This is a genomic window from Thermodesulfobacteriota bacterium (assembly GCA_040754335.1).
Classification (GTDB): domain Bacteria; phylum Desulfobacterota_D; class UBA1144; order Nemesobacterales; family UBA2774; genus 2-12-FULL-53-21.
Map to the genome: position 1 here is coordinate 530,362 of JBFMCV010000003.1, position 20,350 is coordinate 550,711.

Genomic DNA, 20,350 nt, shown 5'->3' on the forward strand with positions numbered 1-20,350 from the left:
TCCGTATAAAAATATGCCGATCCATGCTGTAAAATATCATCCATACCAGCGTTTGTGTAAAGACGGAGAATAAAAAATAGATGGATTTCGAATTCACCGAAGAACAGAAGATGATAAGGAGTGTTGCGAGGGAATTCGCCAGGAAGGAGATCGCCCCTGCTGCAGCTCACTACGACAGGACTGCGGAGTTCCCGCATGAAATTCAGCGCAAGGCGCGGGAACTGGGACTCATTAACGTCATCATACCCGAAGTGTACGGCGGCTCGGGGCTTACGGCGGTCGAAATGATAATCGTCGCCGAAGAGCTCGCGTGGGGCTGCGCTGGCATCGCCGTAGGCGGTATCGCCATCAACACGCTCACGGCGCAGCCTATACTGCTTGCGGGCGCGGAGGAGCAGAAGAAAAGGTATCTCGGTATCCTCTCCGAAGGGTTCGGTTCATACTGCGTCTCTGAGCCGAACGCGGGCTCCGATGTAGCCTCCATGCACACGAGCGCGCGGAGGCTTAAAGACAAATACATACTCAACGGTAAGAAGACCTGGATATCAAACGCGAACGAGGCGGCTTTCTACGTCGTATTCGCCAAAACGTCCCTTGATGACGGACACAGGGGGATCAGCGCTTTCATTGTCGACAGGGACGCGCAGGGAGTCGAGGTATCGAAGAAATTGCACAAGATGGGGCAGAGGGCGAGCGACGCGTGCGAGGTCACGTTCAATGACGTCGAGCTTCCGCCGGAGTCGCTTCTCGGTGGAGAAGGCGAAGGGTTCAAGCTCGCCATGAAGGTATTCGACCATACGAGGCCCCTTATCGCCGCACTCGGCGTGGGAGTCTCCCAGCGCGCGCTCGACGAGTGCATAAGCTATTCGAGAGAGAGGGAGGCGTTCGGCAGGCCTATACTCGACTTTCAGGGCGTGAGCTTCAAGATAGCGGAGATGGGCATGCGGACAGAAGCAGCGAGGCTCCTCGCTTATAACGCCGCCTGGAAGGCGGCTAAGGGAGAGAGGAACACGCTCGAAGCCTCCTATGCAAAGACCTTCGCCTCCGACACCGCCATGTGGGCGGCGACAGAAGCAGTCCAGATATACGGGGGCTACGGCTATTCGGAAGAATATCCGCTCGAGAAGCTGATGAGGGACGCAAAGGTGCTGCAAATATACGAGGGCACGAACGAAATACAGCGAGTAGTAATGGCGAAGGAGCTGACGAGAGAATGAATGAACCCGTTATTATAGACGCGATACGCACGCCTGTCGGAAGGAACCGGGGAGCGCTCAGGAACATTAGACCCGATGAGCTATATGCCATGCTCATCGGCGAGATGCTGAAAAGGACCGGGATAGGAGGGCAGAGGATAGACGACGTAATCACGGGCTGCGTGACTCAGTACGGCGAGCAGGGAGCAAATATCAGTAGGCTGGCAGTGCTGCTTTCACCCCTCCCCTCGTCCGTCCCGGCCGTTACGCTCAACCGCATGTGCGGATCGAGCCAGCAGGCTGTCCACTTCGCCTCCCAGTCGATAACCGCGGGCGACGCCAGGTATGTGCTTGCGGGCGGAGTGGAGTCCATGACACGCGTACCGATGTTCTCCGACATAAACGGAGGCTTCGAGAATCTCAATCCCGGGATCGGAGAAAAATACGAGCTCATTCATCAGGGACTATCAGCAGAGCGCATAGCGGCAATATACGGCATCGGCAGACAAGAGCTCGACAAGCTCAGTTACCAGAGCCATCTGAGAGCCGCGCACGCAGCCAGGTCAGGTTATTTTAAAGAGCAGATCATACCCGTCACGGGAGTAGACGCGGAGGGTAAGCCGTTTGTTCTCGATTACGACGAAGGGATAAGATTTAAGCCCGACCTCGAAAAAATGTCCTCACTCCCTCCGATCTTCAGAAGCGGGGGTGTTGTTACGGCAGCCAATTCGAGCCAGATTTCGGACGGAGCCGCGCTCCTCCTGATCGCCGATCGCGAAACATCAGTCGCCGACGGTTTCAAACCGCGGGCAAGAATCCGGACAAGGGTGGTTTTAGGCGGAGACCCCACGCTCCAGCTTATAGAAGTCATACCCGCAACGATGAAAGCCCTCCTGAGTTCAGGGCTCAATTTGCCGGATATCGACGTAATTGAAATCAACGAGGCGTTCGCATCGGTCGTGCTCGCATGGTCGAAGGAGCTCAAGCCCGATATGGCGAGAGTAAATCCAAACGGCGGGGCGATAGCCCACGGCCATCCATTAGGCGCTACAGGGGCCGTGCTCATGACGAAGCTGCTTAACGAGCTCGAGCGCATAGACGGACAGTTCGGGCTACAGGTGATGTGCATAGGGCACGGCATGGCGACCGCGACCATAATCGAAAGACTCCGATAAATTTCAAGGTAAGGGAGATGAAGTTTGAGTGAACGGATCAAGCGCGGCACCTTATGCTCGCTCGACTCCCTCGGAGCGGATGAGGATATGTACGGGACCGCGACGACTGTCGAGACCTGGCTCGCCCTCGAATACGACGGGCGATGGTCGGGCGAAGCGTTCCGCGAGAGCTATATACCGGAGACGGTAAAAGCCGCTTTTAAACGTTATCAGGATACATTCCCGAACCCTCGCCTCCAGCTTGTAAAAAAGCGAAAGCGGAGCCCGGACGGCATAAAGCTCTTCATGGCGCATTCGAGGGAGAAGGACTCCGTGCTCTATGAGGCTACACTCGGCGCATACGAAGACCTCTGCGACCGGGACATCGATTCGCTTTTCGGAGAGAGGGCGAAAGAACCCTTATTTCTCATATGCACGAACGGGGAGCACGACAAGTGCTGCGGGAAGTTCGGCATGCCCGTGTACATGGAAGCGGCTGAGGGCATGTACGGCGAAAACGTCTGGCAATCGACCCACCTCGGAGGGCACAGGTTCGCATCCACATTCGTCTGCCTGCCCCACGGCCTCTATTACGGGCGCGTCAGGGAGGGAAAAACGGCTGAGCGAATATTCGGCGAATATAAAAACGGCAGGATAGAGCTCATGAGCTACAGGGGACGCTCCTGCTACAGCGCTCCTGTTCAGGCTGCCGAATATTTTCTGAGGAGGGAAACCGGAGTGAGGGAGATATCCGCCTTTTATTTAAATAACGTAAAGGAAGAGAGCGGTAGAATAAACGTTGAATTCTTAGCCGGCGAAGGCGGGAACATTTTCCGGGTCAATCTAAGAAGGCTCGACAGCGCTCTCAGAATACTCAAGAGCTGCGGTGACAAGGAAAGGTCATTCGCGCCTCAATTCAGACTGCTGGGCATAGGAGAAGAATGAAAAAGGAAGCCTCTCCATGCCGACCGTATGACGTAAAACGAGTCCGAATTACTTAATCGCCCTGTTCCCGAACGTATCCAGATGAAACACCACTGCGGGCGGCTTTCTGGACTTGACCGAGCCTGCATGTCTTTCGTCGAAATATCCGAACGGTAAAACAGTCAGGACGTGAAGATTATTTGGTATACCCAGATATTTCTTTAGCCCCACCCTGTCGATATTCCCTATCCAGCAGGAGCCGAGCTTATGGCTCCAGGCAGTGAGCACCATGTTCTGCACGGCGCGTGTACCGTCCGTCTCATGCCATTTCGAGGAGGGGTCCGTCACGACCACGACCGCGAAATCCACCTCGGAAACGAACCTCCCGCTAATGCAGTATTTCCCGAGCCCTTCGAGCTTCTCCTTGTCCCTCACCAAAATGAACTGCCAGGGCTGGTCGTTGTGCGCGCTCGGCGCGAGCCTGCCCGCTTCAATAACCTCTCTCACGACGCTCTCAGGCACAGGCTTTCTTATGTAGCTCCTTATCGAGCTAACTGTCTTCACACACTCGAACACGTCCATTCTATTGTCGCCTCCAATAATACAGAATCAGTGAATACTTATGCACATCCTATTATTATAGATTAGTCCAACCGACGCAAAGATTCTCCCTCCCATAACGTACGAGCAAAATCCGGATTCCTTGAGTATCATTATGCTAAACACCGTTAGAGGGGTTTAAATTGTCGGAAGGAGTAAAGATCGGCGACAGGGCCCCTTCGTTCAGCCTGCCTTCGGAGAGCGGGGAGACCGTTGACATTAGGGACTACATCGGCAAAAGACCCGTAGTCTTATTTTTCTATCCCAAGGACAATACGGCAGTATGCACTAAAGAGGCCTGCGCGTTCCGGGACAGCTACGACGAATTCCGGAATATAGACGGCGCGGAGGTATTCGGTATCAGCTCCGATCCCGTCGAATCCCATAAAAACTTTTCTTCCGGGCACAACCTCCCTTTCAGGCTCTTGAGCGATGAAAAGGGGACAATAAGGGAGCTTTACGGCGTCCCCAGAACCCTCGGCATCTTCCCCGGCAGGGTTACGTACGTAATAGACGGGGAAGGCGTGGTGATACGCATAATCTCATCCCAGCTCGACTACAGAAAACACGTCGAGGAAGCGATAAAAGCCTTGAAGTCTCCGGACAGGAAAAAACCGCAGCGGGGCTGAACGGGGGGTTCAGACTCTTATAATAAACCCCTCTCCATGATATAGTTTCTGCATCCGTTTATTCAATGACGGCCGCACTGTATTATAATGACCTAACGGAGGAAAGAGAGCGTGCTCAAAAAACCCTGGGGGGGCAGGTTCAAGAAGGATACACATAAGATCGCAGAGAAGTTTTCGGCGTCCATAGACTACGACAAGAGGCTTTACAAAGAGGACATAGAGGGGAGCATAGCGCACGTGACCATGCTCGCCGAAACAGGGATCATTCTCAAAAACGAAGCCGAAAAGATCACGAAGGGCCTAAGGCAGATCGAGAAGGAGATCGACTCGGGCAAGTTCCCCTTCAGGGAAGAATACGAAGACATTCACCTGAATATCGAAAAACGCCTCATCGAAAAGATAGGGGATACCGGGGGAAAGATACATACAGCGAGGAGCAGGAACGACCAGATAGCGCTCGACATGAGGCTTTATCTGAGAAAAGAGATAAACGAGATAATCGCTCTCTTAAAGGATATAGCGGAGCGCCTCCTCGGGCTCGCAGAGAAAAATATAGACACGGTGCTCCCTCTCTACACCCACCTCCAGAGGGGACAGCCCGTCCTCCTTTCCCATCACCTGATGGGCCTCTACGAGATGCTGAAGAGAGACAGGGAGAGGTACCTCGACTGTCTCGAAAGGGTGAACGCGATGCCGCTCGGGGCGGGGGCGGGGGCGGGGACGACGTTCCCGATCGACAGGGAATTCGTCGCGAAGCTCCTCGATTTCCCCAAAGTCACTCAGAACAGCATAGACACCGTGAGCGACAGGGACTTCATAGTCGAGTTCATAGCCGTTTCGGCCAATCTGATGATGCACCTGAGCAGGGTGTCGGAAGAGTTCGTACTCTGGTCGACGAAGGAATTCGATTTCGTCGATCTCGGGGACGAGTTCACCACCGGATCGAGCATCATGCCCCAGAAAAGGAACCCCGACATGGCCGAGCTCATACGCGGCAAGACCGGCAGGGTCTACGGGAACCTCGTTGCCATACTCACGATCATGAAAGGCCTCCCGTTCTCATATAACAGAGACATGCAGGAGGACAAGGAGCCGATGTTCGATACGGGAGACACCGTCAAATCCTCGCTTGATGTCTTAAGAGCCATGCTGGAAAACATTAAATTCAAGCATGAAAACATGAAAAAGGCCCTTACAGAGGGCTTTATCACCGCGACCGACATAGCGGATTATCTGACGCGGAAAGGCATGCCGTTCAGGAAATCGCACGAGGTCACCGGCAGGATAGTCGGCTATGCCGAGGAGAAAGGGAGAGAGCTTGTCAACCTCCACATATCGGAATACAAGATGTTCTCGAAGCTCTTCGAGGAAGACCTCTTCGACCACATCACGCTCGAAGGCTCGGTCAGCGGCAGGAAATCCTTCGGCGGCACGGCGAGGCAGAACGTCGTCAGGATGATAGCGCAGGGGAAGAAAGAGACGGGGAAATGGTGAATCCGAATTGAAGGAGATGTCCAAGGACGAATGGAGGGAATTCCTCCTCCGGGGGACCAAGACCGGCAAGCTCGCGACCGTGAGGAAGGACGGGCGCCCGCACGTCGTGCCCGTGTGGTTCGATCTCGACGGCGATGCTGTAATATTCACGACGGGAGGGGAGTCATTGAAGTACAAGAACATGAAGCGCGACCCCAGGGTATCGATCACGATAGACGACCAGACCCCGCCCTATTCATACGTAATGATCGAGGGGACGGCTTCATTTTCGGAGAACCCGGAGGAGCTCCTCTACTGGGCTACGCGCATAGGGGGCCGCTACATGGGGGAAGACCAGGCGGAAGCGTACGGAAAGCGAAACTCGACACCCGGCGAAGTGATCGTACGAATCACGCCGGCAAAGGTTGCGGCTTACAAAGACGTCGCGGGGTGGTAGGTCCTTATCGCGGACATTATCCCAGCATCGAAATGCTGCAGATCGGAATCATATATCTTCAAATTTCCTATTGCGCAAATATACCGCAGGAAAGATAATTAAATACGATTCCGGAGAGCCGGTATCCCGAAATTTCATAATTCAATTAATCGCTCGGCGCATTTAACACGCCGGAGGGAGAAATGAAGCTTCACTCGGAGCGGAAGCCCGGAAAAGAGCTATACATAAGCAGGATTATGTCGAGGTTCCTGGCGGCCGAGAAAAAATACAGCCCCATATTATTCTGGGCACTTATTGTCGGCATAATAACGGGGATAGTAGCTGCCCTCTTTCAGCTTTCGATAGAAAAAGTCCTGGATTCGAGGGAATTCCTGCTCGGGCTGCTTCCGCAAAATCAGGCGGCCCGGTTAATCGTTTCAGTGCTGTTCTCGGCCGTTCTCGTATTCATAGCCTTTCTGCTCGTAAGGAGGTTAGCCCCTGAGGCGAGCGGGAGCGGAGTGCACGAAATTGAAGGCGCGCTCGACGAGGTAAGGCCGATAAGATGGAAGAACGTTCTCCCCGTCAAGTTCATCGGAGGGGCGCTGTCTCTCGGAGGAGGGATGGTCCTCGGAAGGGAGGGACCGACGATACACATGGGGGGCAACATAGGCAAGATGGTCGCCGATCTTTTCAAAGCGGCCAGGGAAGACACTCACGCGCTTATAGCGGCAGGCGCGGGCGCCGGGCTGACGGCCGCGTTTAACGCCCCGCTTGCGGGCATACTCTTCGTATTCGAGGAGATGCGTCCCGAATTCAGATACAACTTCCTCTCCGTCCAATCGGTGATCATAGCTTCGGCGGCCTCGGACATCGCCCTCCGCTCGATAATGGGACAGGGCCCGGATATAGAAATGGCGATGCTCCCCCCTCCGCCGCTTACCTCCCTATGGTTATTCGTCATATTCGGGTTCCTCTTCGGCATACTCGGCGTCGTTTTCAACTTTTTCCTCATAAGGACGCTCGACTATTTTTCGAGCCTGAAAGGCCCGGCATTCACTCTTACCGGACTCTACGTAGGGGGGTTCATTGGGTTAGTCGCTTGGCTTTATCCCGATATGGCAGGCGGAGGATACGTAGTCATTCCCGAGGCTATTTCGGGCGTAATCCCCGTTACGATGCTCATACTCCTTTTCTTCGCTCGCTTCGGGACGACGATGATAAGCTACGGCTCAGGGGCGCCGGGCGGCATATTCGCGCCGATGCTGGCTCTCGGGACTCTATTCGGCATGTGGTACGGCAACGTCGCGGTCGGCTTCCTCCCCGCGCTCGATATTAAACCCGAGCTGTTCGCGGTAGCCGGTATGGCCGCCCTCTTCTGCGCCACTGTAAGGGCGCCGCTCACGGGCATAGCGATCACGATAGAGATGACGGGGAATTACTTCCTGATTCTCCCTCTTATAATCACATGCCTCACCGCAACGCTAGTCGCGGAGGGACTCGGAGGGAAGCCCGTTTACACGCTTCTCCTGAAACGAACACTCAGTCTCGCGAGGAAATAAAGCTGCCAAAGACAAGAAGTATCTTGTATGAAGGAAAACTAAAGAATAGACAAGTGAGACCGGCCATAGACGGTATAACGGAAAGGAATATTTAAATCAGAGAGACTCTTCCTTACATCCCCCCTCCCTCAATATCTCCTCTATTTCGTACCCCGCGGCTATGCTCGCTATACACGATACAAGCTCGTGGGCGGGAGAGTATATCATGCTGCCTTCGCCTGCCCCTGCTTTATCTCCCTCTCCCTTCATCGGGGAGAACTCCATCCCTTTCGTGTTGAGATTCTCATGGTCGCTCTTCCCCTTGTTCAGTCTCAGGAAGCCGCCTGCCACTTTCGCCTCTATGAGATAGAATACGGGCTCGGCGGCCGCACCCGATTCCAGTTTGAGCACGGTCGGTATCCCTTCCTGGATCACGATATCCCTCACGGGCTTTCCACCCTTGCTCACCCTCATGCGCTTCCTGCCCTCGGCGTTGAGTCCGCGTATCTCGTCGCCGCTCGAGACGCTTATGACGGCCATGCCGTAAGTCCCGGAGTTGCTCTTGATGAACAAGTAGGGCTCCTCGGAAACCCCCTTATCTTTATAGACCTTTCTCAACCCCTCAAGCATCGAGTCCGCAACCGAAGCGGCCTTATCCCTGTCCCCCGGACTGTCGAAGTCGATGCCTTCCAGGGAAACCGTGTCAATCGAAATGATCCAGGGGTCTATGCCGATGAGCCCGGCGACCTCGCTGGCGAGCTTATTGTAATACTCGAAATGGACGCTTTTTCTCCTCGTGTGCCAGCCTATTTCCACAGGAGGCTCGACCGGCTGAATTATATCCTTCAGGGTTTTGGGGCATTTCTCCGAGAAATCATTATTTATGAGAAGCAGGTCCGGCGACATCCTGGATGTCAGTATACTGTGGCCATCTTTCATTACCTTGTACGCAACGACCTCTTCTCCGCTCTGAGACAGGAAGCTCGCCTTGTCCTGGCTGAAGTCGTCGCTCACTATGCCGACTTCCACCTCGTAATCGACTTTCTCGAGGATGGATTTAAGCACGAAGATGTTCTCCCAGTAAAAGGGGTTCCTCGTATGGAGCTCGGGGATGATGAGGATTTTCCTGACCTTCGGGTACTTGCGGAGGAAATAGTCCTTGAAGAGCCCGGATGCACGGTCCCTGAAAGGCTGAGACAGGTTATTAAACCCGGCGGGGAAAATATTCGTGTCTACGGGAGCGATCTTGTGACCGGATACCCTGACATCGACCGAGGAGTAGAGCGGTATGAATTCCTTTTCCGCTTTTCCCCCGACCCAGGACACTATCTTATCCCTGTTTTCAGATATCCTGATGTTTAATTCATCGAGATGCCACATCACTCGCTCAATCCTTTACGACGTACGTGCCGGCGATTTTGTCGTGCCACGTCTGGCACTCGGAATCGACCAAAAACCACAAAAATCCGGCGAACAAAAAAGCACCCGAAATGTAATACCCGACCCATCTCACGAACGATTCCCAAAGCCCCACCCCCTCGCCTTCGCTGTTCATCAATTTTATACCCATAACCGTCTTTCCCACGGTTTTGCCCCCGTACCCGTGAAAAAATACGAAATACGTGGACGAGAGAAGGAAGAGCACCGCGTAGAGCGGCTGAATTATATTCCCCGAGCCGTAAGCCCCGAAATCGAAACCGTACACGACGAAGAGACCTGCGAATACCGCGAGCAGCGCGATCAGGGAAACGATCAAGATATCTATGATCAGGGCCAGAGCACGCGATACGAAGCCGGCGAGATTATATACGTCCGTGTCCCGCGCATAAGATTCCGCTCCCTTATCCCCATACGGTTCGTAATACGCGTCGCCGCCCTCAATAAAAGCGAACGGGTCGTTATGGGTATCCGATGTATCCCTTTCCTTGAGCGGCGCCTTATACGAAGCGCCGGGGGATAAATCCTGAGGCCGTTCTCCCCCGTATTTTCCCGCTTCAACGTCTTTAGAGGCGGGAAACAGCTCATAAGATTCAGCAGGCGGACCATCGGCGCGGGCAGACGTCCGCCTCCGGCCGGAAGGGCCGGGCTTACCGGATTCCGTGCGGAGCGGCGCATCCGCATCCCTTATAGGTATGTCCAGGAACAATTCGCCGGTCAGAGGGTCGCCGGACGGCTTTTCCGACCGCCCCCGGGATTTCCTGCCTGCCTTTTTCCCGGTCTCCTGCGTGAGCGGGGCAGTACCTGTATAGAGCGGGAATCCGCATTTTTTACAGTGTTCGAGATGGTCAAAACTGTTGTATCCGCACGACGGGCATTTCATCGGTGTCAGCAGCAGAATAGATTATCGAAAAAAAACATCACTCACAAAAAAATGCGCCCTAACCCGATCAATCAGACTATTCGCGCTGATATGCACATCGAACCGGGATAGGGCGCAGCAGAATCTATTTCGTACAGTATCAGGATCCTTCCGAAAGCTGTATTTCAATTGCTGACTTAAGTCCTTCCGGATTGGCGCCGGGGACTATCATACCGTTCACGACGAAAGTCGGTGTGGACTGCACGCCGACCGATGTAGCCTCTTTCATCTGATTTTCGACTTCAGCCTGTACTTCTTTCGAGCCAAGGCACGCATTGAACTTCTTTGTATCGAGCCCGACCTCTTTCGCGTACTGGTTGAATTTCTCCTTCGAGTTTTCGAGCGTTATATCCTTCTGGCTGTCGAAAAGCTTGTCATGGAAGGCCCAGAATTTATCATTACCCTGTTGATATGCGCACACGGAGGCGATAGCCGCAGGCATAGCCCAGTTATGGTTCTTGAGGGGCAGCTGCTTGTAAGCGATTTTGACCTTGCCGTTGTATTCCTTAAGGATCTGAGGGAGCATGTCCTTACCCCTCTTGCAGAAAGGACACTGAAAATCGGAATACTCCACTATGACCACCTTGGCGTTCTCGGCACCCTTCACGGGCACGTCTTTGAGCGATATCTTTTCCATTACTTCTTTGTGCGGGTCGACGGTCGTGTCGTATATCTCGGACCCGAGAACAAGGTACTTGCCGTCGGCGCTGATGAAGACAGGGACGGTCTGACGGCCTCCCATCGTAAAGGAGCCCTCGTTGAAACCGGCAATCTTGGAATCCTTGAATTTGGAGACGTCTATAATCTCGTTGTTGATGATAAGAAACTTCCCGTCGGTCGTCATGAGAACCGGGAACTCCCCCCTCGGTAACGGTATGGCGCCCTGCTTGATGTTCTTGATAGGTGTTACTTTAAAATCCGCCGTATTCACCATGTTGCCCATCAGAAGATACTTCCCGTCCTCGCTCATCACAAAGGCGACTTCCTGCGACCCCTGGGAGGTATTGATAACGATCGTTCCCTTCTTAAGGCCTTTTATTGAGCTCGCCTCGAATCCCTTAATCTCTATGACCGCGTCAGGTGATAGGTTTGCGCCGAAATTTTTCTTGAAGAACGACTGGAGTCGCGCGGTTTCCTCCTTCGATATTTGCTGGCCGAACGCCTGGCTGCCTACAATTATGAACGCTATTGTAAGTAGTGCCGAAGTCAAAAATTTAAACTTCATACATGCCTCCTTGGTTTTGGTTAGGTAAAACTATACCACTGAATGTTAAGAAAGCAACATAATCTACGCCGGCCAAAAATAGACGCTACTATCCATAAACATTCAATTTTCATTCATGAAAACACCCTTTCGAATATCCGGTCCACGTTCCTGAGATCCGCGGTTACGTCAAAACATTCCGTAATTTCCTCTTTAGTTAACAATCCGGTTACTTCACGGTCGCCGAGCAGGAGCTCGCGGAAATCGGCCTTCTCCTTCCAGGTCTTCATTGCGTTACGCTGAACGAGCTTGTACGCCTCCTCTCTCGATATACCCTTTCCAACGAGCTTCAACAGCACCTTCTGTGAGAAGATCAGGCCGCGCGTGAGCCAAATGTTCTTTTCCATGTTCTCCGGATAGACCTGAAGCCCTTCCAGTAGAAAGCTAAGCCTCGCGAGCATGAAATCAAGCAGGATCGTGCTGTCAGGTCCTATCACACGCTCGACAGAAGAGTGACTGATATCGCGCTCGTGCCAGAGCGGTATGTTTTCGAGCGCCGAAACGGAGTAAGAGCGCACGAGACGGGCGAGCCCGCACAGATTTTCCGAAAGCACGGGGTTCCTTTTATGGGGCATCGCGGACGAGCCCTTCTGCCCTTCCGTAAACGGCTCTTCGAGCTCGAGCACCTCCGTCCTCTGAAAATGCCTTATTTCGAGGGCAATTTTTTCGATAGTCGACGCTATTATGGAAAGAGTGAGGAAATATTCGGCGTGTATATCACGCTGTATTATCTGTGTCGATATCGGGGCAGGCTTAAGACGGAGGCGTCTGCAGGCGTCTTCCTCGATCTCAGGCGGGACGTTCGCGAAAGTACCCACCGCCCCCGATATCTTGCCGACGCTGATGACGTCCTTCGCCCGTTTCATCCGCTCGAGGTTCCGTTTCATTTCGTCGTACCAGAGCGCGAAAACGAGCCCGAGCGTCTTGGGCTCGGCATGTACGCCGTGCGTCCTCCCGATCAAGGGCGTCATTTTATATCTATGCGCCTGTTTTTTCAGTATTTTAATCACAGCTTCAAGGTCCTTTATGATTATCAGGGCCGCGTCCCTCAGCTGAAGCGCTAGAGCGGTGTCGAGGACGTCCGACGACGTCAGGCCGAGATGTATATACCTCGAATCCTTACCCACGTGCTCGGATACCGACGTCAGGAACGAAATAACGTCGTGCTTGAGCTCTTTTTCGAGCTCGTTTATCCTCGCGACGTCGAAGCCTGCCCTCTTTTTTATCGCCACTACGGCCTTTTTCGGTATCTTCCCGTATCTGGCCCACGCCTCGCATACCGCTATCTCCACCCGGAGCCAGTTAGCGTACTTGGCCTCTTCGGTCCATACGGAGGACATCTCGGGTCTTGAATATCTCGGAATCAAATCGACAACACCTCTCCCAATGTTTTTCTAGGGGCGACTGAGATTTGCACCCCCGACGCCTGCCCGTTTTTCCTAAGCGCGCTCGATGCGGACTCAAAGGCGACTTCGGGCCTGTTGTTCACCTGGCTCAGATGGGCGAGCACTACGTGCCTGAGCCCGCCGTGCACGAGATCCGAGAGCAGCTCCGAAGCCTGGTTATTCGAAAGATGTCCCAGACGCCCCCTGATCCTCTGCTTGAGGTCCCAGGGATAGTGGCTGTAGAGCAGTATATCGTTATCGTGGTTGAATTCGATCACGAGAGCGTTCGATCCCCTGAGCCTCTCCCTGACGAGCGCCGTAACAGAGCCTATGTCCGTTACGACCCCTATTTTCTTCCCCTGGCCGGACTCTATGGAGAAGCCGACCGGGTCAAGCGCGTCGTGCGGCACCGAGAACGGCGTAATAAGCATGTCCCTTATCATAAATGAAGCATCGGTATCGAATTCCCTGAGAGAGCTCACCTTATTGGCCCAAAGATGCGTAGTGGCTCTCGCCACATGAACCGGCACACCGATATTCTGAAGGGCAGCCGTGTGGTCCGAATGCTCGTGAGTCACGATAACTGCATCGATATCGGAAAGTTCCACGTCCAGTTTCCTGAGCTTGAGAACGATCTGTCTGAGACTTATTCCCGCGTCGACCAGTATCCTAGTCTCCCCGGATTCTATATAAAGACAGTTCCCGGAACTGCCGCTTGCAAGTGTACAGATTCTCATCGGTTAGCCGGTCTTATCCGTTTTGGAAGTTTAGTATGGATTATTATTTCACTATAAGTCAACACTATAATACGGCAGACGCTGAAAAGACCGGCCCGATTCGCGACAGATGAAGCAACTTTAACCGCAACTGCCATAAAGAGGCCCGAGGGGCCCCGCTATTACGTCAAGTCTCAAACCGGCCGTATTAAAAATCCTTCTCTCTCTGAAGCGCGGGCTCAGGGATGATCGCATTGATGTGCGGAGCCGCGCCCTTTTTGCCCGTACCGTGAAAGAACGAAAGAAGCCCCGTGTAAAGAAACCCGAACTGTATGAGGAGGAGGAACGGGACCCATCCCATGTGCCCCATGTATATTGCGAACACGGTCTGCAGAAAAAATAATACGCCGAAAACTATCTCTATTACCGCGGTCGCTTCTTTCGATGCTGCATAGCTCCTCGACCGCCAGTTGTCGCTCCTGGAGGTTACAGCGAACTTCGGCGTGCGCCTGAACTCGGAGCTTTTACCTAAAAGCGCTTCCAGCACGGCCTTCGAGTTATTCACAGCCATGCCGGCCCCTATCGATATCGCGAGCGGCACGTACTTGAGATACGGGAGCCAGTTCTTACCGTGCACCTCCCTCACCGTGATTATATAGAAAAGCACGAAGCTGAGTGTGCCCGCCGTGATGGCGAACACGTTCACGAATATGCCGCTGTCCCAGCCGATCCTGCTCCAGAAAAAACCCATCGGAAACATCAGCAGAAAGAGGACCAGGAGTAGGAGATACGAGATATTGCCGAAGAGGTGAAAGAAAGCCTCCGACTTGATCTTGAACGGCAGGTTCTTCCGCCTGAATATCTCCGGAAGTATCTTTAAAGCAGTTTGAACACCGCCCTTAGCCCACCTGTGCTGCTGTGATTTAAAGGCGTTCATATCCACCGGGAGCTCAGCATCCGCGGTCATATCCCGGAGGTAGACCAGCTTCCATCCGGCGAGCTGCGCCCTGTAGCTCAGGTCGAGGTCCTCGGTCAGCGTGTCGTGCTGCCACCCGCCCGAGGTTTCGATGCATTCTTTTCTCAACACTCCCGCCGTCCCGTTGAAATTAAAGAACATCCCGCCGTTATACCTCGACGTCTGCTCGATCATAAAATGCCCGTCGAGGAGTATCGCCTGAGCCTTTGTGAGCGTCGAGTAATCGAGATTAACGTGACCCCACCTCACCTGGACCATGCCTACCTGGGGATCTGAGAAGAAATCAACCGTATTCCTGAGGAATTCCCTCGGGGGCAGGAAGTCCGCATCGAATACCGCGAGCAGCTCGCCCTTCGCTCTCTTGAGCCCTTCCCTGAGAGCCCCGGCCTTATAGCCCTCCCTTTCCGTCCTGTGTATATAGACGATATCGATACCCGATTCTCTGAACCGGTTTACACACCTGCTCGCGATTTCAACGGTCTTATCGGTCGAGTCGTCGAGCACCTGAATCTCGAGCAGCTCCCTCGGGTAGTCGATCTTGCAGACCGAGGATATCAGCCTCTCGACCACGTACATTTCATTATAAATCGGGAGCTGAATTGTAACTGCCGGAAGGTTTTTATACGTGGAATGAGGTACGGGCTTCTTATCTTTGTTCCTGTTGTATAAATAGGTAAGGTAATACCGGTGCAGACCGAATATGCAGAGAAGCGTCAGCGTTACGGCATATAGGACAGTTACAATTATCTTAGAAGTTAAAATAAAATATTCCACTTCTCATTTCCCGCTGCCTTTTGCTTACGGGCAGGATCAGAACTTTGCCTCTTTGAGCCTCTCAACCGCCTGAACAATTCTTTCGGTATTGAACGTCGTAGAAACACGCGCATAGCCCTCGCCGTACTTTCCGAACCCCGTTCCCGGGGTTACGACGATCCCGGTCTCGGTCAGGAGCCTTGCCGAGAATTCCTTGGACGACAACCCCCGGGGGACTTCGAACCATACGTAGAAAGTGGCCATGGGCTTATTGTAGCCGAGACCAGCCTCGTCGAGACCCCTGCAAAAAATATCTCTCCTCTCCTGGAATATTCTGATTCTATCCTCGAGGCCGATCCGGTAATTCTTCAAGGCTTCTATGCCGGCGATCTGAACGGCCTGAAAAGCGCCCGAATCTATGTTCGTCTTGATCTTCCCGAGCCCCCCGATCGCCTTCCTGTTTCCAACTGCAAAACCGATCCTCCATCCGGTCATGTTGAACGTCTTGGACAGGGAATGGAATTCGATCCCGACCTCCTTTGCGCCGTCGAACTGGAGGAAGCTGGACGGTTTATAACCCTCGTAAGCCATTTCAGTATAGGCGGCGTCGTGACATATAAGAATATTATATTTGACGGCAAAATCCACAAGTTCCTTGTAAAAGTCCCCGCCCGCAACCGCAGCCGTGGGGTTGTTCGGATAGTTCACGAACATCATCCTGGCTTTCCGTGCAATATCTTCCGGAATAGAGCCGAGATCGGGGAGAAATCCGTTCTCCTTAAGGAGCGGGACCGCATATGGGACCCCTCCGGCGAAGCTTATCGAAGTCGGATAAACAGGGTATCCCGGGTCCGTATATAAACCTATGTCTCCCGGGTCGAGAAAGGCAAGAGGGGTATGCGCTATGCCTTCCTTCGAGCCGATAAGCGCCACGACCTCGGTCCCGGGGTCGAGCTCCACACCGAACCGCTCCATATACCAATCCGCGACCGCTGTCCTGAACGAGAGAAGTCCTTCATACGATGGGTACCTGTGGTTTTGCGGGTCCTCGGCCGCTCTCTTAAGCGCCTCGACTATGTGCCGCGGGGTAGGTATATCCGGATCGCCGACGCTCAAATCTATGATGTCCACACCCTTGGACCTCATTTCGCTCTTCTTTGCATCGATTTCCGCGAACAGGTAAGGCGGAAGGTCAGCTATTCTCTTCGCCCACTTCAAATCCATTTAAAATTCTCCTTTGTTTCTCCCCTCTTGGGATTTTCTATCATAACCAACCCTGCGTGTTAGAGCAAGATGGAATGAGCCCTGCTGCCGTGCAGAAGGCCGCTGTCACAGGCCCGTGAAATCCCAGGAGCCTCCGCGCCCGGGCGGGGGATCAGGCTTTATACGCCAGGCTTATCCTTTCGTAGGCGATCCCGGCAAGCTCCTTTCTCGGATGACCGGGACTTATCGCCTCGAGCTCCTCGAGCTCGACGCTTATCGACCTCAAGCCGAGGAGCCTGAAAAAATGCTCGAAAAACGTTATTTCGCCGTGATAATAAACGAGAGGCCCGCTCGCGGCGTCCACCTCTTTCCCGTCTATCTTTCTGTACCTGATACAGAGCGGGAGGACCCGGACGCCGCTCCCTTGCGCGACGTCGAGAAATGAGGTTTTGAAGGGTTTGACCCCGCGGCCGTCGGACGTCGTACCCTCGGGGAAGAGGACGACGTTGAATCCCATATATAATATATCTTTTATATTTTGCATATCTTTTAGCAGGCGCGACCTGTTCCGCCTCTCTACGAACACGCCTCCCGAGTACCTGATGATGGCCCCCAGGAGGAACGCGTCCTCGAGCTCGGAGTTCGCGACAAAGACTGCAGGGACTGTTGAGAAAATCGCGAAGATGTCGATATAAGACAGGTGGTTCGAGACTATGAGGTAGTTCTCCTTCCCCTTCCCGAGCTTGTTTATATTTCTCCACGTGACTTTTACCCCCAGCACCCGAAGAGCGGCGCGCAGATAAAAGGACGAGATGCGGGAGAAATACCTTAGCTTCGCCTCTTTGTTTCTTGCTATAAGGTCGACAGAAAACGATAGAGCGATGAATGTGATTACAAGAATAACGAAGGCGATTATCTTGATAGGTTTGAGAAGCCCTGCCATGTCCCTCCGTCGGAAGCGCCCGCTCATAAATACAGGCGCTGTGATACAATTTATGCCGGATATAATTTACTCCACGGGGTGAAGATTTAAAACAGGGAAATGAACGACCTTACGGAAATTATCAAAGAGGAGATTATAAATAAAGGCGGAATCACATTCGCCGAATTCATGGAGACGGCCCTCTACCACCCCGGGCTCGGTTACTACACGTCAGGCGGCGCAAGGGTCGGGAAAAGCGGGGACTATTATACGAGCCCGAGCGTCGATCCCGCGTTCGGAGAGGTGCTGGCAGGGTTTATAGCGAGATCGGCGAGCCTCCTTAACGCACCCGGGCTCCGCGTTATGGAATTCGGCGGGGGGGCAGGGACCCTCGCCGGAGACATACTCGACTCACTCGAGCGGAACCACCCGGAGTGCTACGCGAGGGCGGAATACCTGATAATTGAAAAGAGAAGCCCGACGCCTGATGCGTTAGACAAAGAGCTCGAGAAGCATGGAGCAAAAATTGAATTCATCTCCGATATTTCCGAAATGGGGCCTGACGGAGTGAGCGGGATTATCTTATCGAACGAGCTCGTAGACGCCCTGCCCTTCCATCGGGTGAGATTCAGAGGCGGATCCTTGAGTGAAATATTCGTCACGCTCAGGAACAATGAATTCGCGGAGGTTGAGGGCGAGCCGAGCACGCCCGAGATATCGCGATACTTCGACGGCTACGGCATTTCCTTCAGAGACGGTCAGGAAGCAGAAGTAAATCTTAACGCGCGAAGGTGGCTTGAAGCGGCCGACAAGGCACTCAAGAAAGGCTTCATTCTGACGATAGACTACGGATTCCTCGCTCCCGAGCTCTACGGCCCTGAACGTATGAAGGGTACATATAAGTGCATGCATAAACACTCTATCAGCGAGAACCCCTACGAAAACATCGGCGGGCAGGATATCACAGCCCACGTGGACTTCAGCAATCTTATCAGGACAGGCGACTCGCTCGGGCTTAAAAAGATAAAATACACAACACAGGGACAGTTTCTCATAGACTGGGGCGTGCTCGATTTCATGTCCGCCGGAATGTACGGGGGGGAGAGCCTGTCCGCCGATGAAACATTTAAAAGGAACAGGGCGATAAAGAACCTTTTTCTTCCGGACTCCATGGGGAACAGCTTCAAGGTGCTGTTGCAGTCAAAGAACATTGAAACTAGCATCGAAGACTTCTACCCGGAATCGACTTTGAAGCTGAGCTTCGGAGTATTGTGAATGCAAGCCTGCCCTGAGATCGAAACACGATTGATCTAATTCCGCTCCTGTAAAAAAAATACCCATTGACATTAATTTCTATTTGATCTATTATTAGGACTAACTAGTCAGTACTAAATAGGAGCTGAGAAGATTGAACAAAAGCAAAGAAAAAATACTGGCAAGCGCGAAGGAGCTCTTTCACGAAAACGGCTTTCAGCAGACGTCGGTAGACGAGATTCTTAAAAAGAGCGGCGTAACGAAGAGCAATTTCTACTATCACTTTAAAAGCAAGGAAGAGCTCGGCCTTGTGATACTCGAAAGACTCATCAGGCAATATGAAGCCGACGTGCTTGTTAAAACCCTTGGTAATAAATCACTCGGACCGTCCGAGAGGCTCGTCGAATTCTATAACTCAGTCAGAACATTCCACAGGGATTTGCAGAACCCAAAGGGGTGCCCTTTCGGAAACCTCGCAATTGAAATGAGCGGATCGAACGAAAACTTCAGAGAGAAGCTTTCGACATTCTTTAACTCATGGGAGAAAGTCATAGAGGGATGCATACAAGAGGGTATGAGCACAGGGGAATTCCGGGGCGACCTTCCCCCCGGAGTGATCGCCCAGCTGATCCTCTCCCACCTGGAAGGTGCGATAATGATGGTTAAAACACACAGGTCCATAGAACCGCTTTCTTCAGGGAGCCAAACAATTTTGAGGCTTTTAAGAGCCGCCTGATAAAATACACAAGGAGGTGTTTATGTCCGAATATTTATTCAAGAGCGATATATCGAGCGATATGGCGCTCCTTAAAGAATTGAATCCTGAGCTCCACGGCGCCTGGATGAACCTTCACAACGGAGTATTTTCAGACGGCGCTCTCACTCAGAAGGAAAAGCAGCTTATAGCGGTCGCCGCCGCTCACATAACGAGATGCCCTTACTGCATAAGGTCGAGAGTCAGGCAGTCGAAGAACCTGGGGGCTTCCGATCAGGAAATAATCGAGGCGATCTACGTCGCGTTCCGCTTCGCGATGGGCGGGCCATACGCATATTCGAGCATAGCGTTCGAAGCACATGACGCGCTCGAGCACAACATCCCTCTCACCGAAGGACATTTCTTCAAGAAGGACATAACCAAGGAAATCAACGAATTCAGCAAATGCAGCGGGGAGAACTCGGAGGCCTTCAAGGAGTTCACCAAGAAGGTGTTCGCCGACGGGGCTCTCAGCAAAGACTTCAAGAGAGGTTTGATGGGGCTTGCATGCGGACACATGACGAAGTGCCCTTACTGCATAAGGGGCTGCGTGAAGGACGCGAGGAGCGCAGGCTATACAAAAGAGCAGATGGCCGAAGCGATAAATGTGGGCATGGTCATGTCCGCGGGCGCCTGTTTCGCGTATACCAGCATCGCTATGGATACACTCGCGGGACTTAACGAGAAAAGTAAGAAGAGGGCTGTGAAATAACCGGAGCTCGTTGTAATTCCCGATAAGAATTCCATCCTTTGAGAGAAGCTGAGGGCGCCACCCCCGGCTTCTCTCATATTAATGGTCTGATTTTTTCTCCGC

The 20,350-nt window shown here is 53.0% G+C and carries 19 protein-coding genes; 10 read left to right on the top strand and 9 right to left on the bottom strand.

Annotation, left to right across the window (positions count from 1 at the left end):
• Positions 1-80: 80 nt before the first annotated feature.
• Genes AB1598_08810 through AB1598_08820 form a run of 3 tightly spaced genes read left to right on the top strand, consistent with a single transcriptional unit; the run spans position 81 to position 3,295 of the window.
• Positions 81-1,217, top strand: a complete 1,137-nt coding sequence (locus tag AB1598_08810) for an acyl-CoA dehydrogenase family protein (GenBank protein ID MEW6145101.1) — start codon at positions 81-83, stop codon at positions 1,215-1,217.
• Positions 1,214-2,371, top strand: a complete 1,158-nt coding sequence (locus AB1598_08815; protein MEW6145102.1) for a thiolase family protein — start codon at positions 1,214-1,216, stop codon at positions 2,369-2,371. The genes AB1598_08810 and AB1598_08815 overlap by 4 nt, the downstream gene beginning before the upstream one ends.
• A gap of 24 nt (positions 2,372-2,395) precedes the next feature.
• On the top strand, positions 2,396-3,295 hold the full coding sequence (locus tag AB1598_08820; GenBank protein ID MEW6145103.1) for a sucrase ferredoxin: 900 nt from the start codon (positions 2,396-2,398) through the stop codon (positions 3,293-3,295).
• Positions 3,296-3,343: 48 nt separating this feature from the next.
• Here AB1598_08820 and AB1598_08825 read toward each other — a convergent pair whose 3' ends face one another.
• Positions 3,344-3,856 carry a nitroreductase family protein gene (locus AB1598_08825; GenBank protein MEW6145104.1) on the bottom strand — a complete coding sequence of 171 codons (513 nt, stop codon included), beginning with the start codon at positions 3,854-3,856 and terminating at the stop codon, positions 3,344-3,346.
• Between the two features lie 161 nt (positions 3,857-4,017).
• Between AB1598_08825 and AB1598_08830 the strand changes: the two genes are divergently transcribed.
• From AB1598_08830 to clcA, 4 genes are all read left to right on the top strand, one after another.
• On the top strand, positions 4,018-4,503 hold the full coding sequence (locus AB1598_08830) for a peroxiredoxin (GenBank protein MEW6145105.1): 486 nt from the start codon (positions 4,018-4,020) through the stop codon (positions 4,501-4,503).
• A 111-nt stretch (positions 4,504-4,614) separates the two neighbouring features.
• Complete coding sequence (argH, locus tag AB1598_08835; GenBank protein ID MEW6145106.1) at positions 4,615-5,997, top strand: argininosuccinate lyase; 1,383 nt, start codon at positions 4,615-4,617, stop codon at positions 5,995-5,997.
• 16 nt (positions 5,998-6,013) lie between these two features.
• Positions 6,014-6,433, top strand: a complete 420-nt coding sequence (locus AB1598_08840; protein ID MEW6145107.1) for a PPOX class F420-dependent oxidoreductase — start codon at positions 6,014-6,016, stop codon at positions 6,431-6,433.
• A 182-nt stretch (positions 6,434-6,615) separates the two neighbouring features.
• A complete protein-coding gene (gene clcA / locus AB1598_08845; GenBank protein ID MEW6145108.1) occupies positions 6,616-7,971 on the top strand; it encodes a H(+)/Cl(-) exchange transporter ClcA in 1,356 nt (451 codons plus the stop codon).
• 96 nt (positions 7,972-8,067) lie between these two features.
• On the opposite strand, the gene gshA is transcribed toward clcA, so the two are convergent.
• The 8 genes from gshA to AB1598_08885 form a co-directional block, all read right to left on the bottom strand.
• Positions 8,068-9,330: a glutamate--cysteine ligase gene (gshA, locus tag AB1598_08850; GenBank protein ID MEW6145109.1), complete on the bottom strand. Its 1,263-nt coding sequence runs from the start codon at positions 9,328-9,330 to the stop codon at positions 8,068-8,070.
• Between the two features lie 7 nt (positions 9,331-9,337).
• Entirely contained in the window at positions 9,338-10,270 is a 933-nt protein-coding gene (locus AB1598_08855; GenBank protein MEW6145110.1) for an RDD family protein, read from the bottom strand.
• Positions 10,271-10,409: 139 nt separating this feature from the next.
• Positions 10,410-11,534 carry a thioredoxin domain-containing protein gene (locus tag AB1598_08860; protein ID MEW6145111.1) on the bottom strand — a complete coding sequence of 375 codons (1,125 nt, stop codon included), beginning with the start codon at positions 11,532-11,534 and terminating at the stop codon, positions 10,410-10,412.
• 113 nt (positions 11,535-11,647) lie between these two features.
• Positions 11,648-12,940, bottom strand: coding sequence for an adenylosuccinate lyase (gene purB, locus AB1598_08865; GenBank protein MEW6145112.1), 1,293 nt, complete (start codon positions 12,938-12,940; stop codon positions 11,648-11,650).
• Positions 12,937-13,695, bottom strand: coding sequence for an MBL fold metallo-hydrolase (locus AB1598_08870; protein ID MEW6145113.1), 759 nt, complete (start codon positions 13,693-13,695; stop codon positions 12,937-12,939). The genes purB and AB1598_08870 overlap by 4 nt, the downstream gene beginning before the upstream one ends.
• 187 nt (positions 13,696-13,882) lie before the next feature.
• Entirely contained in the window at positions 13,883-15,424 is a 1,542-nt protein-coding gene (locus tag AB1598_08875) for a cellulose synthase family protein (GenBank protein ID MEW6145114.1), read from the bottom strand.
• 36 nt (positions 15,425-15,460) lie between these two features.
• Positions 15,461-16,627, bottom strand: coding sequence for an LL-diaminopimelate aminotransferase (locus tag AB1598_08880; GenBank protein ID MEW6145115.1), 1,167 nt, complete (start codon positions 16,625-16,627; stop codon positions 15,461-15,463).
• A gap of 151 nt (positions 16,628-16,778) precedes the next feature.
• On the bottom strand, positions 16,779-17,549 hold the full coding sequence (locus AB1598_08885) for a lysophospholipid acyltransferase family protein (GenBank protein ID MEW6145116.1): 771 nt from the start codon (positions 17,547-17,549) through the stop codon (positions 16,779-16,781).
• A 99-nt stretch (positions 17,550-17,648) separates the two neighbouring features.
• On the opposite strand from AB1598_08885, the gene AB1598_08890 reads away from it, so the two are divergent.
• From AB1598_08890 to AB1598_08900, 3 genes are all read left to right on the top strand, one after another.
• A complete protein-coding gene (locus AB1598_08890) occupies positions 17,649-18,803 on the top strand; it encodes an SAM-dependent methyltransferase (GenBank protein ID MEW6145117.1) in 1,155 nt (384 codons plus the stop codon).
• Between the two features lie 133 nt (positions 18,804-18,936).
• Positions 18,937-19,518: a TetR/AcrR family transcriptional regulator gene (locus AB1598_08895; GenBank protein MEW6145118.1), complete on the top strand. Its 582-nt coding sequence runs from the start codon at positions 18,937-18,939 to the stop codon at positions 19,516-19,518.
• A gap of 22 nt (positions 19,519-19,540) precedes the next feature.
• Positions 19,541-20,248, top strand: a complete 708-nt coding sequence (locus AB1598_08900) for a carboxymuconolactone decarboxylase family protein (protein MEW6145119.1) — start codon at positions 19,541-19,543, stop codon at positions 20,246-20,248.
• The last annotated feature ends 102 nt before the right edge of the window (positions 20,249-20,350 follow it).

What these genes read in the sequence shown, in the direction of transcription:
- AB1598_08870 (MEW6145113.1), bottom strand. Translation starts at nt 13,695, where the DNA reads ATGAGAATCTGTACACTTGCAAGCGGCAGTTCCGGGAACTGTCTTTAT.
- clcA (MEW6145108.1), top strand. Translation starts at nt 6,616, where the DNA reads ATGAAGCTTCACTCGGAGCGGAAGCCCGGAAAAGAGCTATACATAAGC.
- AB1598_08860 (MEW6145111.1), bottom strand. Translation starts at nt 11,534, where the DNA reads ATGAAGTTTAAATTTTTGACTTCGGCACTACTTACAATAGCGTTCATA.
- AB1598_08890 (MEW6145117.1), top strand. Translation starts at nt 17,649, where the DNA reads ATGAACGACCTTACGGAAATTATCAAAGAGGAGATTATAAATAAAGGC.
- gshA (MEW6145109.1), bottom strand. Translation starts at nt 9,330, where the DNA reads ATGTGGCATCTCGATGAATTAAACATCAGGATATCTGAAAACAGGGAT.
- AB1598_08825 (MEW6145104.1), bottom strand. Translation starts at nt 3,856, where the DNA reads ATGGACGTGTTCGAGTGTGTGAAGACAGTTAGCTCGATAAGGAGCTAC.
- AB1598_08815 (MEW6145102.1), top strand. Translation starts at nt 1,214, where the DNA reads ATGAATGAACCCGTTATTATAGACGCGATACGCACGCCTGTCGGAAGG.
- AB1598_08840 (MEW6145107.1), top strand. Translation starts at nt 6,014, where the DNA reads ATGTCCAAGGACGAATGGAGGGAATTCCTCCTCCGGGGGACCAAGACC.
- AB1598_08855 (MEW6145110.1), bottom strand. Translation starts at nt 10,270, where the DNA reads ATGAAATGCCCGTCGTGCGGATACAACAGTTTTGACCATCTCGAACAC.
- AB1598_08885 (MEW6145116.1), bottom strand. Translation starts at nt 17,549, where the DNA reads ATGGCAGGGCTTCTCAAACCTATCAAGATAATCGCCTTCGTTATTCTT.
- AB1598_08900 (MEW6145119.1), top strand. Translation starts at nt 19,541, where the DNA reads ATGTCCGAATATTTATTCAAGAGCGATATATCGAGCGATATGGCGCTC.
- AB1598_08810 (MEW6145101.1), top strand. Translation starts at nt 81, where the DNA reads ATGGATTTCGAATTCACCGAAGAACAGAAGATGATAAGGAGTGTTGCG.
- AB1598_08880 (MEW6145115.1), bottom strand. Translation starts at nt 16,627, where the DNA reads ATGGATTTGAAGTGGGCGAAGAGAATAGCTGACCTTCCGCCTTACCTG.